Here is a 14,557-nt window from a genome sequence, read left to right on the forward strand (position 1 = left end):
ACGTGGTCGTTCTGAAAGGCAGCATGAGGGTAGGTATCTGTCCGTTTACTGTCCGGTTCTTGAGGCCCGATATCGAATCTCACCCGTTTCTGTCGGGTCTCTGGCCGGGTACAAGGTGCGGTTGTTGAGGGACTTGAAGACCTCATAAACCAGGCTATTGTTTGGATGTCGTAACGGGGTATGTGACGGGATCGCCCATCGCGGCAGACTTGCCAACGGTTTCGAGAGCTAGGAAGGGTGGGCCAAGATGCCCGACGAACATGGGGTCAATGAGTCAAATGAAGTGACAGCGCATTCGCTGGTCGAAGAAGCTGCACCCTCATCGAAACAGGTACGCTGTCGCGTAGATCCTCGTGTGCTCCACAACCCCAGGTGTTCGCTAAGTATTGAACTCTCTCCCGAAGCACTGAATGTCTTCAATCAGATTTTGAACATGACGAATGACGCATCGAATGATGTTATTCGTAAAGCGATCTCCTTATACCGGGTCGCGCTGGAAGCTCATCAACAGGAAAAGGCGATTGGATCCGCCTCGACGCCCGCGGTTCTGGATACCGAGTTCGTCGGATTCTGAGACGGACGATCCGCCGGAACTAGAGTGAGTCACAGGTTTCGGCGAGCGACCAGGAATCGGCCTACCCTCCCCCTTTCGAGCCTATCGACGGTCTCCCGGTACATCTCCTCGAACTCCTGGTCGAGCTCGTCCGACCACGGGCCAGGGAAGACGCTCTCCCCCGTGGCGGTCGCGAAGGCTTCAGGACGGTTGCGCCAGGTCTCTGCCAGCGTCGGATCCTTCGAGGCGATCTTGTAGGCCCTGACCAATTCGAGGAGGCGATGCTCGACAGAGGACGATTTGCATGCGATGGCCAGACCCTCGCGAATCGCCCCGTAGACGAGCTCTCTGAGGCCGTTGGTATGCACGTCGACGCCGGTTCCCGGGTGCTCGTAGTCGTCTCGGCAATCGTCGACGCTATAGGATGAGTATCCTCGGCAGGCGACGGGCCTGACTTCGTAGACCGTGCACTCGCCCGCATCCAGGAAGGGGCAATCCAACCGGACGCGATCCCGCTGGGTCATGTCCATGCCTTCGGTCGCCGAGATGTTGGCCTCGACGCGACGATCGAGCGCGGCTCGCTGCTCCTCGTCCAACCGATCGCGAACGAAGGTGGCGATGGCCAAGACCTCCGGAGCCGAGGCCGCGACGGGGAACATGCAGCAATAGGTGCAGCCGCTCCGGCAGGCGACCCGGTGTCCGTCATGGCAGGCCGCGTGGACCTGCTCGATGGATTGGTCGGTGAGCTCATGGAGACGTCGGGCCAGTTCCTTGGTATTGAGAGACGTCGGCGGGGCTGACAGGATGGTGAGCGACTCCCTGGCCGTCTCCAGCCGAGCCCGAGTGACGGCCGGCTCCTCATGGAACCTCGATCGCGCGGACGGCCGAACACGCTTCGCCTTTCGTACGGGAGGTCTGGGGCGTCCGGGCTTGCGAGGCATTGGGAAGGATTCTCACGTGGAGTGCGATGGTTCGTTGGGAAGTCCCAGTTTACCCGAATCGAAAACCGTTGAAGTCGCCCCATCATCACTTGGATTTCTCATGCGACGACTTGCCTTCAGCCTCCTGGGAACGGTTGGCGGCTATCTCCTCGGGGCCGTGGCCGGGTACTTCCTTGTGACTCAAGCCTCCTCGAACACGCACGATAAGCCGGTCGAGGCGGCGATGACCGGTGCCTTCGTGACGGGGCCGCTCGGTGCGATCGTCTGCGGCATCCTCGGATTCCTACTTGGAGGGCGGCGGGGCTAGATTCGGCCCGCCTCGGGGATGGCCTATCGAGGAATCATCCGCTTCCACCCCGGCTGACCTGCCGGTACTCCCCGCCTATCCGACTACGATGGCAGGCTACGCGATGAAAGTCTCTGTCGAACTCCTGATCCGCGGCTATGGCAACGCTTGGAGGGTGGCTAAGCCGTCCGATACGGGCGCCCTCGTGCGGCGGCGGGTGGTGGAACTGGAAATCCAGGGCGATGGCAAGGATGGCTACCACCTCGTCATGAGCCCGGAGGGCTGCTTCACTGCGGACACCTGGCACGAGACCATCGAGGATGCTAAGGAGACGGCCCAGGAGTCTTTCGGCGTGCCTTCCGAGTCTTGGCGCCGATAGGCCCCGCTTAGAAACGTTCCGCAACTCACGTCGCGTCCCTGGCGCTAGGGTTTTCCGGGGCTGGTGTCTAAGATGCAAGTGTAGGGACCGGGACGTCAGTCAGGCGCTCGGGGCCCGACGGAGGCATGAGCTCGAAGACTCGATCAAGGAAGGACCCCCCACCCTTGTCATTGCGCCATCGGATCACGAGCCGACTCCGATTCGCGGAGTATCGGCGGGAATGGGGTGACGCGGCCCAGGTCGCTCCGACGGAGTCAGCGACGAAGAATCGGTCGCTCCCGAGGCTGTACCGCGAGTTGTACCAGGTCCTTGAGGGGCATCGTCTTTCGATCGTCGGGGCGTTGGTGACGCTCTCGATCGCGACGCTGTTGAAGCTGGCCCCTCCGGCGGCGACGAAGCTGGTGATCGACGACGTGCTGCTCGGACGGCCTTCGCCGAGCAGTTTTTTGGGGCATCTCCCGCTGCCCGAGTCGCCGAAGGGGAGGCTCCTCTTCCTGGTCGGCTCGGTGCTGGTCGTGTCGTTCGTCGGCACCGCGCTGGGGCTCTGGGGGCGGTGGCGGGCGACGTTGGCGTCGAAGCGGGTGCAGGTCGATGTCAGGAGGCGCGTCTTCGAGCACGCCGTCCGGCTGCCCTTGCATCGGGTCTATCAGCTCAAGTCGGGGGGCGTGGCCAGCCTGCTCCGGGAGGATGCCGGGGGTGTCGGCGAGCTGGTCTTCAGCATGATCTACAACCCCTGGCGGGCGGTCGTCCAGCTCGTCGGGGGGTTGGTCGTCCTGCTCTGGGTCGATTGGCGACTCTTGCTCGGGGCGGCGGTCTTCTTGCCGGGGTTGTACCTCAATCGACTCTGGAATCGCAGGTTGCGTCCCCTCTTTCGGGACGTCAGGAAGCAGCGGCAGGAGATCGACTCGCTGGCGACCGAGGCGTTCGGCGGGATGAGGGTCGTCAGGGCGTTCGGTCGGCAGCGGACGGAGAGCGCCCGGTTTGTGAGCGAGAACCACTTCATGACCCGCCAGGAGATGTTCGCCTGGCAGTGGTCGCGGGTGGTCGAGGTCCTCTGGGACCTGCTGCTGCCCGTCTCCTCGAGTGCCTTGATGCTTTACGGGGGCCTTCGCGTCCTCGACGGTCGGCTCTCGCTTGGTGACCTCATGATGTTCCTCGTCTACCTCGCGATGCTTTTGGAGCCGCTGGTGGTGCTCGCGACGAGCGTGACCCAACTCCAGAGCAACCTCTCGGGCTTCGACCGGGTGCTCGACCTCCTCGCCGAGCCTCGCGAGATGCCGGCGCTCCCGGGGGCGAAGAGCGTCTCGAAGCCGCGGGCCGAGGGGCGCGTCTCGCTCGAGGGGGTGAGCTTCGCGTATGCGAACACCGACGCCGAGGTCCTCCGCGACATCGACCTCGAGGTCGAGCCCGGCGAGGTGATCGCGCTGGTCGGGCGCAGCGGCGCGGGGAAGACCACGCTCTGCAACCTGATCGCGCGGTTTCATGACCCGACGGTCGGAGTCGTCCGGTTCGACGGCGTCGACCTCCGCGACATCGAGGTCGAGAGCTATCGCCGGCTCTTCGGCATCGTCGAGCAGGATGTCTTCCTGTTCGACGGCACGGTTGCCGAGAACATCGCGTATGCCGACCGACGCGCGTCCCGGTCGCAGGTCGAGCTCGCGGCGCGGACCGCGAACGCCCACGACTTCATCCTCGAGCTCCCCGAAGGCTACGACACCCGGATCGGCGAACGGGGTGTTCGCCTCAGCGGAGGTCAGCGCCAGCGCCTGGCGATCGCGCGGGCGATCCTTGCCGACCCGACGATCTTTATTCTCGACGAGGCGACGAGCAACCTCGACAGCCAGAGCGAGCGCCTGATCCAGGAGGGCCTGGCGGCCCTGATGCGCGGGCGGACCTCGTTCGTGATCGCGCATCGGTTGAGCACGATCCGGAGTGCCGACCGAATCCTCGTCCTCGAGGCTGGGGCGATCGTCGAGGCGGGGAGCCACGCCGATCTCATGTCCGGCAGCAGTCGCTACCGAGACATGGTCGAGCTCCAGCGGATGGAAAGCGGCGAGTAGGCCATCCATTGGCCTGAACTCGTCGTCGGAGGACACCGTCCCGGGTCATTTCATCGTCCGGGGCGATCGCGTCTTCGAAGATGTCACACAAGGCCGGACGTCCTCGCCGGGGCTCGGTCCGCCGGGGATTGTCCCGGCGCGGATTTGGAGTGATCCCGACGCTTCCTGCCGTTGTCCCTGCATCCTCATCATCGGTGGCGTTCTTCTCTCAAGGAGAGGAGGCCCGTCAGTCGACGACCATCAGGTCGGTCTCCTGGCGGTTCGAGGCCGGGCCCTGGCCGGGCTCGCCCTCTTTCGCCGCGGCCGACATCGACAGTCGAAGCTCCTCGCGGACGATCCCGACGGAGCTCGGGGCCTCGATCCCGAGCCGGATCTGGTTGCCCCGGATCCCGAGCACGGTGACCGTGATGTTGCCGTCGATGATGATTTTCTCGTTCAGCTTTCGGCTCAAGACCAACATCGTCTCAGACTCCCTTCCTAGAAAGCCGGAGAGGGCAGACCACCCTCCCACCGTCGTTGGGTCGACATCACATCCTCGATGCATTTCGATTCGCTCGATGGCATCGATTTGTTCGCCGGAAGTTCCGGCGTCTTGGGCGTTGCCTCGCCTCGACAACATCGTCGAGTCCGACGGCCGCCGCCGTCGGTAGCAGTCTAGGACGCATTTTCGCGCGACGGATCAATTCCGACGCGTGGACGTCCCACGGACGAAGCGGGCTTGCCCTGGCAAGCCGGCGGGTGTGCAGGGTTGTCATGCTCCTAGAGGGTGCCGTCTCTTCGTTGGGCCCGTGCATCCGGCGATGTCACGGATCTTCGCCGCGGCAGTCATCACCGCGAATGATAGTCCGGTCCGAACCCGTGGGCCCGGGCGTCCGTTTGCCGGACGAGTGCAGGGGCGGGGGCAATCCGGGGCCGGCGATCCAGGACTGGCATGACTCGGGCGTGGCCTGTCTGGAAGAGAAGCAACGTCCCGTTTTTAGCAAGTCCCGAATTGATACTAACAAAGAAAGCTTGGGCCGGTCAATCGGACATTTCTGGATTTTACGGGATCATGAGGTTTTGCCTCGACGTCGCGACATTGTCACACCCGTGAACCTGATGCGTAGCCGGCGCTCCAGTGACGTCGTGGGGCGTGCGGCGGCCGTCGGCCGTCGGCCGCCGTGAAGAAAGAACTGTTGATGAGCGAAGACTTGGTGGAACGTGACTTGGTCATAATCTGTTCTCGTCGATGGTAATGAAAGCCTGTCGGGTCGACGCTGTTGGAGATTCGCCGCAAAGGCACGAAGGCATCCGGTAAGAGGGCCTGGGGCGTCCTTCCTCCTGATGACCCTTTGTACCTTCGTGCCCTTGTGGCGAATCTCCAACAGCGAGCCCCCGTTCGAGACTTCCGAGGAGCGTCCACAGGTTCGCCGAATTTCCTGTTGCACGATTGTTGGACAAGGCCGAACCGTTTCGGGTACACTTCGGCGTGTGGCGGAATCCTTGAGGTCCGTGACATTTTCGAGTCCCTGTCATGCGATCTGGGTCCCTAGCTCTCCTCGTGGCGATGTCGGTCCTCCTCGGACATGCCGGGGCCGACGGCGCAAAGGCTCTGGAGATCACGCATTCGGGAGGACTGACGGTCTCCCCGAGTGACCTGAAGCTCCAAGGGTTTTCGGCGCGTCGGCAACTCCTCGTGGCCGGCGAGGTCGATGGTCGACCGGGCGACCTGACGCGGCAGGCCGGCTTCCGTTCCGAGACGCCCGGCGTCGTGGAGGTTTCCCCGACCGGTGTCGTCCGGGCGAAAGGAGACGGCGAAGGGACGGTCGTTGTGACACATGGCGATCGCACCTCGCATGTGGTCGTCCACGTCTCGGGGACGAGTGTGCCCTACCGACCGACCTTCGAACGTGACGTCCTCCCGATCCTGACGCGGGCCGGGTGCAATGCCGGGGCCTGCCACGGTAAGGCCCGCGGGCAGAACGGGTTCCAGCTCTCGCTCCTGGGGTTCGACGCCGACTTCGACCACGCCGCGATCATCCGAGAAGCGCGAGGTCGTCGCGTCTTCCCCGCGGCCCCCGAGGAGAGTCTCCTGCTCAAAAAAGGCGGGGCGCTCGTCGCCCACGGCGGGGGACGCAAGCTCGAGCCTCGCGGGGAGCTCTACGAGGTCCTCAGACGCTGGATCGCGAACGGGATGCCCCGCACCTCGGCCGAAGCCCCGAAGTTGGAACGGATCGCCATCGAGCCGACCGAGCGGATCATGGCGAATAAGACCGACCAGCAGTCCGCCGTGACCGCCTACTACACGGACGGCTCGACCCGCGACGTGACCCACCTGGCCGCGTACCAGTCGAACGAGAGCGCGATCGTCGCGGTGACGCCCGAGGGGCTGATCAAGGCGGGGCCGATCCCCGGAGAGGCCGCGATCACCGTCCGGTACGACGACAAGTTCGCGCGGTGCGAGGTCACGATCCCGATGCCCGGCGAGGTCTCTCCCGGGCTCTACGCCGCGTTGCCTCGCGTCAACTTCATCGACGGGCACGTCTGGACGAAGCTCCAGCGGCTCGGCCTCACCCCCTCGGCCCCTTGCAGTGACGCGACGTTCCTGCGGAGGGCCTCGCTCGACGCGATCGGCCGACTCCCGACCGCCGACGAGGTCCGGGCCTTCCTCGCCGACACGTCGCCCGACAAACGGGCGAAGGCCGTCGACCGGCTCCTCGAGCGGCCCGAGTACGCCGACTTCTGGGCGAACAAGTGGCTCGACCTCCTCCGGCCGAATCCTTACCGCGTCGGCATCAAGGCGGTCCTGAACCTCGACGCCTGGGTCCGCGACGCCTTCCGCCGGAACATGCCCTACGACGAGTTCGTCCGCGAGATCGTCACGGCGAAGGGGAGCACGTTCCGCAACGGGATCGTCACGGTCTTCCGCGACCGTCGCGACCCGGACGAGATCGCGCCGATGGTCAGCCAGCTCTTCCTCGGCATCCGCCTCGAGTGCGCCAAGTGCCACCACCATCCGTTCGAGGTCTGGAGCCAGGAGGATTTCTACGGCTTCGCGGCGTACTTCTCCCGGATCGGGCGGAAGGGGACCGGCCTCTCGCCGCCGATCTCCGGCAGCGAGGAGATCATGTTCACCGCCAAGTCGGGCCAGGTGACGCACCCCCTGACGGGCAAGGTCCTCCCCCCCAAGCCCCTCTTCGGCACGGCACCCTCGGCGGATGACCCCGAGGCCGACCCTCGCGAAGCCCTCGCGCGGTGGATGACCGGGCCCGACAACCCGTACTTCGCCGAGGTGATCGCCAACCGCGTCTGGGCCGAGCTGATGGCCCGGGGGATCGTCGACCCCGTGGACGACCTCCGCGCGACCAACCCTCCGAGCAACCGGGCGCTCCTGGAAGCCCTGGCGGACGACTTCCGGGCCCATCGGTATGATCAGAAACATCTGCTCCGTACGATCATGAACTCGTACGTTTATGGCCTGAGCTCGGAGCCGACCGAAGGGAACCTCCCCGACACCCGCAACTACTCCCGCCACTACCGCCAGCGCCTGCGGGCGGAGGTGCTGCTCGACGCGGTATCCGACGTCACCGAAGTCGCCGAGACCTTCGACGCCGCCCCGCCGAAGACGCGGTCGACGGCGATCTGGACCCACCGGGCCCCTTCGCTGTTCCTCGACACCTTCGGCCGGCCGGACCCGAACCAGGACCCCCCTTGCGAGCGGACGACGGACACCACGGTCGTCCAGGTCCTCCACATGATGAACTCGCCGGAGCTGCACCTGAAGGTCAAGAGCGGCGAGGGGCGTGTCGCCCGGCTCGCCTCGAGCGGGAAGACCCCCGAAGCGATCCTTGAGGAGCTTTATCTCCTCGTCTATGGGCGCTATCCCATCGACGAAGAGAAGGCGATCGGACGCGAGGTCTACGCCCGGCCGAAGACTTCGGTGCGCGAGTCGACCGAAGACCTCCTCTGGGCCCTGTTCAACTCGGCCGAGTTCCTGTTCAAAGACTGAGACGGGCCGACCCCCTCCAAAAAAACAGACGACCGACCAGCGAGGGCATTTGATGGGCGTTTTCACGAATTGCGAGTCGATGACGCGTCGCGACTGCCTCCGCCTCGGCCTCGGCGCCCTGTTCGGGGGCGGGCTGATCGATGCGTTGCGGATCCGGGGCGAGGCCGCGATTGAAGGGATTCCGGCGAGCGCGACGAGCTGCATCCTGATCTGGATGGACGGCGGGCCCAGCCACTACGAGACGTTCGACCCGAAGCCGAACGCCCCGTCCGAGATCCGGGGCGACTTCAAGCCGATCGCCACCAAGATCCCCGGCGTCCATTTCTCCGAGCACATGACCCGGCTCGCGGCGATCTCGGACAAACTCACGATCGTCCGCTCGATCCGGCACGAGCAGGGGAACCACGGCGCGGGGAATCATTATATGATGACCGGGGCACCGCCCCGGATCCCCGTCGGCTGCGGCGCGTACGTCAGCTTCCACCCGAGCCTCGGCTCGGTCACGGCTTATGAGCGTGGGGTCAAAGGGGGCCTGCCGCCGTACTTCTCGATCCCCAAGATGTCGCGGTCGGGAGGCCCGAACTTCCTCGGGGCCAAGTACGCCCCGTTCGTCGTCTCGGATAACCCCAACGCCGCCGACTTCCGCGTCCGCGACGTCGTCCCCCCGCGCGACCTCCTCGGCGATCGGTTCGACTCGAGGCGCGACCTCCGCGCCCGGATCGACCGGTTCCGCAGGATCACCGACAAGGTCGCCGGCGACCCAGTCGTTGCGCTCGACGAGTACTACGAGCAAGGCTACGACCTCGTCGCCTCGCCCGAGGCCCGCAAGGCGTTCGAGATCAAGGACGAGTCCGACCGGACCCGCGACGCCTACGGCCGTTCGCCCGTCGGCCAGCGCTGCCTGCTCGCCAGGCGACTGGTCGAGGCGGGGGTCCCGTTCGTCACCCTCTACGAGGGGGGCTGGGACCACCACGTCAATCTGTTCTCCACCATCGGGAAGAAGCTCCAGACGTTCGAAGCCGCCGTGGCGGCGCTGATCGAAGACCTCGACCAGCGCGGATTGCTCGACACGACCCTCGTCATCGCCCTCGGCGAGTTCGGCCGGACCCCGAAGATCAACAAGGACGGGGGCCGCGACCACTGGTCGAATGCGATGTCGGTCCTCTTCGCCGGCTGCGGCACGCCGAGAGGTGCCGTCGTCGGGGCCACCGACACGCGCGGATACACGGCCGTCGAGCGGATCCTCTCCCCCGAGAACTTCGCGTCGACCGTGTACACCAAGCTCGGCATCGACCCGGCCAAGATCTATTACACACCGCAAGGCCGCCCAACCCACCTGGTGAGCGACGCCACCCCGATCGCCGAGCTCATGGGGTGATCGATCGTTTTCGGGGTCGAAAGAGGGGGAGGATTTCACCACAAAGGCACAAACGAGACAAAGGAATAGAAAAAGATTCATTTAAAACAATTTGAATTTTTGTTTTGATTGGTCTTTGTGTCCTTTGTGCCTTTGTGGTGAATCCTCTGCGCCTTTGTTTTGTGGTGAAATCCTCCTCCGCCGAAATCGTTTGACGACTCCCACCCAACCCGCGGTCGACCAACGAACATGACCCCTCGAACTGCAATCGTCCTGGCCGCTCTGTTTGCGGCCCCGGGGGCGTCGGCATCGGCGAAGCCTCCGACCCTCGACCGTCTATTCCCCGCCGGTGCCCGGGTCGGTCAGACCTTGGCCGTCACCGCCGAGGGGACATTCGAGCGCTGGCCCGTCCGGGCCTGGACCGAGGACCTCGGCCTCAAGGTCACCCCCGAGAAGGAGAAGGGGGCCCTTAATGTCGTCGTCGCGGCCGACGCCCGGCCGGGCGTCCATTGGCTGCGTCTCTACGACGACGAAGGCGCCTCGGCCCTCAAGCCCTTCGTCGTCGGGACCTTGCCGGAAGTCACCGAGGACGCCTCGCGTAAAGGGCCCCAGGTCCTCGACACGACCCGAGTGACGGTCAACGGACGCCTCGCGAAGGCGGGTGAGGTCGACGAGTTCTCGGTCCTGCTCAAGCGGGGCCAGACCCTCCTCGCCTCGGTGGAGGCGAACCGGCGACTGGCCTCGCCGATGGACGGGGTGCTCCAGGTCGCCGCCCCCGAGGGCTTCGTCCTCGCGCAGAACGACGACGACCGGGGCTTCGACCCCGAGCTCGCGTTTGAAGCACCCGCGGATGGCAAGTATCTCGTCCGCCTCTTCGCCTTCCCGGCGACCCCGAATAGCACCATCGCCTTCGCCGGGGACAAGTCGTATGTTTATCGATTGACCCTCACGACCGGGGGCTTCCTCCGCTACCCCTACCCCCTTGCCGTCACCCGCGCCAACCCGGCGACCGTCGAGGCCCACGGCTGGAACCTGCCCGAAGAGGCACGGCAACTCGCCATCACCCCTGACGGCGGCGAAGGCCACTCGGAAACCGTGGCCGTGGCCCACCCTTCGCTGGCCAACACGGTCGACGTCGGGCTCGTCTCCCACGCCTCGGTCGTGGAGCGCGAGCCCAACGACTCGAGCCATCCGCAAGCCGTCGAATGGCCCCTGACCGTCTCCGGCCGGATCAGCCCCAAGGGGGATCGCGACATCTTCGAGTTCGTCGCGAAGAAGGGCCAGCCCGTCTCCATCCGCGTCGAGTCCCGAGGGCTCGGCTCCCCGCTCGACCCCATCCTCCGGCTCACCGACGCGGCGGGGAAGACCTTGAACGAGGTCGACGATCGCCGCAAGGACGCCGACCCCGAGTTGACCTTCTCCCCCCCGGCGGACGGCACCTACCGCGTCCTCGTCCGCGACCTGAACGACGAAGGCGGCGACGACTTCGTCTACCGGCTCGACCTGACCGCCCCGAGTCCGGATTTCCATCTGAGCCTGGCCGAGGACCGGTTCACCCTCGAGCCTGGCAAATCCCTCTCCCTCCGCGTCAACATCCAGCGCCGAGACGGCTTCAACCGCCCGATCGAGGTCCGTCTCGAAGGCTTCCCCGCCGGCGTCGAAGCCACCTCCGTCCGCTCCGAGCCGACCGGCGATTCTTCCCGCAAGGTCTCTCTCACCCTCACCTCCAAAGGCGCCAGCCCAGCTTCCGCACCAATCCGCGTCATCGCCAAGGCCGTCGACGGGCCCTCCCTCGAACGCCCCGCCCAACTCTCCGCCGACGATGCCGACCGGATGCCCACCCATGCCTGGCTCACCGTCGCAAAGCCCGTCGCGGGCAAATGATCCAGGAAGCCACAGATTTTCTAGCCACGGATGGAACACGGATGGAACACGGATAAGAAGAAAAAATAACTATCAACAGATGGCGCAGATGGACGCAGATAAAAATCAACTAAAAAATTGATCTTCATCTGCGTCCATCTGCGCCATCTGTTGATAAATCTGCCTTTTCTTATCCGTGTTCCATCCGTGTTCCATCCGTGTTCCATCCGTGGCTAGAAAATCTGTGGCCAGTTGACCCTCAAGAGTTGAACAGTGGCAGCGGCTCGAAGGTCCCGTTCAAGGCAACACGGCTGGGCAGGCCGAGCCAGTCTTCGAGGACGGTGGCATAAACGCGTCGGAAGTCGACGGTCGTCTTGAGGTCGCCGTCTTCGAGGTCGGTCAGGTTGGGCATCGGCGAGGCGAGGCCGGCTTTGAGGTGGGGGCCGGCGAGGAAGATCGGGCCGGAGGTGCCGTGGTCGGTGCCGGCCGAGGCGTTCTCGGCGACGCGGCGGCCGAACTCGCTGAAGGTGAGGACCACGACCCGCTCGGCCATCCCCGAGGCGGCCAGGTCGTCGAGGAACGCTTTCACGGCGCCGCACAGCTCGGACAGCAGAGTGAAATGGCTCGGGAGCTGGCCGGCGTGCGTGTCGTAGCCTCCTTGCGAGGTGTACAGGACCCGGGCCGAGTATCCCCCTTTGAGCAATCGGGCGGCGAGGCGGAGGCGGTCGGCGAGGGGAGTCGAAGGATACTTGGCACTCGAGTCCTTGCCATGGGCGAGCTCGGCGAGTCGATCGGCCGTGGCGTAGGCGTCGAGCGTGCTGCGCCTGACGAACGCGGCGAGGTCATCGCCGTCTGCGGTGGAAGCGACCGGTTCGGCCGGGCCGGGAGGGCCGTCGAGGATCACGTCCTCGATCCGCTCGAGGGCCGAGGCGACCGCGAAGCGGCCCCGGAGGGCGAGCGGGGGTGTCCCCGAGCCGACGAACAGGGCTGAGGGCTGGCCGTCGGTCGAGCGAGGGCCGCCGTCGAGGCCTCGGCCGAGCCACCCGGCGCCATTGTGTTCTTCGGGGTCGAGGCGGGCGGATTGCCAGATCGCCATGCTCTCGAAGTGCGAACGGTTCGGGTTCGGATACCCGACGCCCGGCACGACCGCCAAACGCCCCGACTCGAGCAGCGCCCCGGCTTCGCGCATCGCGGGGTGGAACCCGACGTTGTCGTCGACCTTGATCAAACGATCCGTGGGCAGATACAACGCCTTGCGGTTCTTGGCGTACCCCTCATCCGCGAACGGGACGACGGTGTTGATCCCGTCATTGCCTCCGTCGAGCTGGATCACGACGAGCACCCGCCCATCCTTCTCCGGCCCCGCCGCCCGGGCCGTCCGGGCGAGGAACCCCGGCACCGTCGGCGCCAGGGCGATCAGCGATGAGCCACGCAAGGCCGTCTTGAAGAAGTCGCGTCGCGAGGGCATGTGGGTGTCCTTGGAGTGATCGTGATGATGGAATTGGCCACGGATGGGGTCGGGGATTTTTCAGCCACGGATTGAACACGGATGAAACACGAATAAGAAAGAATCTATCAACAGATGACGCAGATGATCGCAGATAAAAAAGAGTTTTAATTTTTGATTTAACAATCTGCGTTCATCTGCGTCATCTGTTGATTGTTGTTTTCGTTTTATTCGTGTTCAATCCGTGTTTCATCCGTGGCTAAAACGATCCTTTCCCCTTATCCAAGCTGGGCCTCCGGGCAGGCGAGGATGATTGCGACTGCGCGGCGGGCGGGGTCGGGGCCCCAGGAGGTTTCGGGGCCGAGGTTGGCGGTGATCCGGTCGCGCCAGGCGGGGCTGGGGACGGATCCGAGCAGGAGCTCGGCGAGGAACGTGATCGTGGCGTCCTGGGTATGCCCCTGGCCGTGGCGTTCGGCCAAGGTGAGCGGGTCGAAGGGGGCGGGGCGGCCGACGCCTCGGCCGTCGACCAACGCGGCGGCGAAGTTGGCGCGGCCGATCACGGCGCGGGTCGAGAGCCAGGTGCGGCCGCCGGGCCAGCCGCCGACGTTCGGGGGGTAGAAGAGGTCCTGTCCGAGTCGGGCCGCCCAGTCGGCCAGGACGAGCGTGCTCGGCGGGGGCTCGAGCAGCTCGAGGGCACGGACCGGACCGAGGACGTATTCGACGGGCCCGAGCATCCGGGTCCGAAGGTTCGCGTCGGCGAAGAACGCCCGGGAGCGGAGCACGGTGGCGACGCCCCAGCCGATGTCGAGGTGATGCTCGCGCAGGCCTGCGGCGAGGGCGTCGATGGCCGAGGTGTCGACGACTCCTTCGCCCAGGAACGTCCCGCAGAGCCGCTTGGCCAGGCGGATGGACGTGGCGGGGTTTTCCAGGAGGATCCGCACGAGGTCGTCGCCAGTCCATGATCCGGACCGGCCGAGGATCGTCTTGGGGCCGTCGTCGTGCCGACTGGGGACGTTGCGAAACGCCCCTTCCTCGGTCGTCCAGCCGGTCAAGGCCCGCGCCGATTCCTTGACGTCGGCCTCGGTGTAGTGGCCGATCCCCAAGGTGAAGAGCTCCATCAGCTCTCGCCCGAAATTCTCATTCGGATGCCCCTTGCGGTTGGCCGGGGCGTCGAGCCAGGCGAGCAGGGCCGGGTCGTGGACCGCGTCGGCCAGGAGCGTGCCGAAGGGGGCCCGGGCATTCTTCCGGAAGAGGTCGTTCTGCGCCCGCATGGCGGCGAGGCTGGCGACCTTGAGGTTGCTGGTGGCGAAGTGGTCGTGCCACATCAGCGTGAGCCGCTCGCCGAGCGGGTCGGGCCCGAAGGTCATCCGATAGATCCACCAGGCCTTGAGCCTTGCCGGGTCGTCGGAGGCGACCGCGGCGTCGGCGAGCAGCGTGGAGGTCGCCTCGAAGCCTTCGGGGACGGGCTGGACCTCCGCCTTGCCGTCGAGGATCCGCCCGACGCTCGCCTCGGGGCCGTCCTTGATGTCGCGCTCAACCCTATCCCAGGGCGCCGCGAATCCCGAGCGACGGTGCAGGTGGACGACGCGACGACGGTCCCAGGGGGCGTCCGGGCTAGGGATGTAGGGGGCCCAGGGCCCGCCGAGTTGAGATGGATCGGTTTCGGCTTTCATGTCGAATCGT

Annotated in this window: 11 protein-coding genes; 7 read left to right on the plus strand and 4 right to left on the minus strand. The window is 65.5% G+C overall.

Going from position 1 to position 14,557, the window contains the following annotated elements; genetic code table 11:
- Positions 1–247: 247 nt before the first annotated feature.
- Positions 248–574 (plus strand): hypothetical protein, encoded by a 327-nt coding sequence (locus ACYOEI_RS22585; RefSeq protein ID WP_462851845.1) that lies wholly within the window; start codon positions 248–250, stop codon positions 572–574.
- Between the two features lie 29 nt (positions 575–603).
- Here ACYOEI_RS22585 and ACYOEI_RS22590 read toward each other — a convergent pair whose 3' ends face one another.
- On the minus strand, positions 604–1,494 hold the full coding sequence (locus tag ACYOEI_RS22590) for a YkgJ family cysteine cluster protein (protein ID WP_462851846.1): 891 nt from the start codon (positions 1,492–1,494) through the stop codon (positions 604–606).
- A gap of 100 nt (positions 1,495–1,594) precedes the next feature.
- Here ACYOEI_RS22590 and ACYOEI_RS22595 point away from each other — a divergent pair, with 100 nt between their 5' ends.
- The 3 genes from ACYOEI_RS22595 to ACYOEI_RS22605 all read left to right on the plus strand — a co-directional run bounded on the left by ACYOEI_RS22595 (position 1,595) and on the right by ACYOEI_RS22605 (position 4,219).
- Complete coding sequence (locus tag ACYOEI_RS22595; protein WP_462851847.1) at positions 1,595–1,801, plus strand: hypothetical protein; 207 nt, start codon at positions 1,595–1,597, stop codon at positions 1,799–1,801.
- Positions 1,802–1,889: 88 nt separating this feature from the next.
- The gene (locus tag ACYOEI_RS22600; protein ID WP_462851848.1) at positions 1,890–2,159 is read left to right on the plus strand and encodes a hypothetical protein; all 270 of its coding nucleotides are present in this window, start codon (positions 1,890–1,892) and stop codon (positions 2,157–2,159) included.
- A 164-nt stretch (positions 2,160–2,323) separates the two neighbouring features.
- Entirely contained in the window at positions 2,324–4,219 is a 1,896-nt protein-coding gene (locus tag ACYOEI_RS22605; protein WP_462851849.1) for an ABC transporter ATP-binding protein, read from the plus strand.
- A 226-nt stretch (positions 4,220–4,445) separates the two neighbouring features.
- Here the strand turns inward: ACYOEI_RS22605 and csrA are convergent, their stop codons facing one another.
- Positions 4,446–4,679, minus strand: a complete 234-nt coding sequence (gene csrA, locus ACYOEI_RS22610; protein WP_462851850.1) for a carbon storage regulator CsrA — start codon at positions 4,677–4,679, stop codon at positions 4,446–4,448.
- A gap of 1,053 nt (positions 4,680–5,732) precedes the next feature.
- Here csrA and ACYOEI_RS22615 point away from each other — a divergent pair.
- The 3 genes from ACYOEI_RS22615 to ACYOEI_RS22625 all read left to right on the plus strand — a co-directional run bounded on the left by ACYOEI_RS22615 (position 5,733) and on the right by ACYOEI_RS22625 (position 11,448).
- Entirely contained in the window at positions 5,733–8,207 is a 2,475-nt protein-coding gene (locus ACYOEI_RS22615; protein WP_462851851.1) for a DUF1549 domain-containing protein, read from the plus strand.
- Positions 8,208–8,259: 52 nt separating this feature from the next.
- Entirely contained in the window at positions 8,260–9,585 is a 1,326-nt protein-coding gene (locus ACYOEI_RS22620; protein ID WP_462851852.1) for a DUF1501 domain-containing protein, read from the plus strand.
- 228 nt (positions 9,586–9,813) lie between these two features.
- Complete coding sequence (locus ACYOEI_RS22625) at positions 9,814–11,448, plus strand: PPC domain-containing protein (RefSeq protein ID WP_462851853.1); 1,635 nt, start codon at positions 9,814–9,816, stop codon at positions 11,446–11,448.
- Between the two features lie 238 nt (positions 11,449–11,686).
- Here the strand turns inward: ACYOEI_RS22625 and ACYOEI_RS22630 are convergent, their stop codons facing one another.
- Positions 11,687–12,895, minus strand: coding sequence for a DUF1501 domain-containing protein (locus tag ACYOEI_RS22630; protein ID WP_462851854.1), 1,209 nt, complete (start codon positions 12,893–12,895; stop codon positions 11,687–11,689).
- Between the two features lie 257 nt (positions 12,896–13,152).
- Positions 13,153–14,547 carry a DUF1800 domain-containing protein gene (locus ACYOEI_RS22635; RefSeq protein WP_462851855.1) on the minus strand — a complete coding sequence of 465 codons (1,395 nt, stop codon included), beginning with the start codon at positions 14,545–14,547 and terminating at the stop codon, positions 13,153–13,155.
- Positions 14,548–14,557: the final 10 nt, after the last annotated feature.

The organism is Singulisphaera rosea (assembly GCF_054877945.1).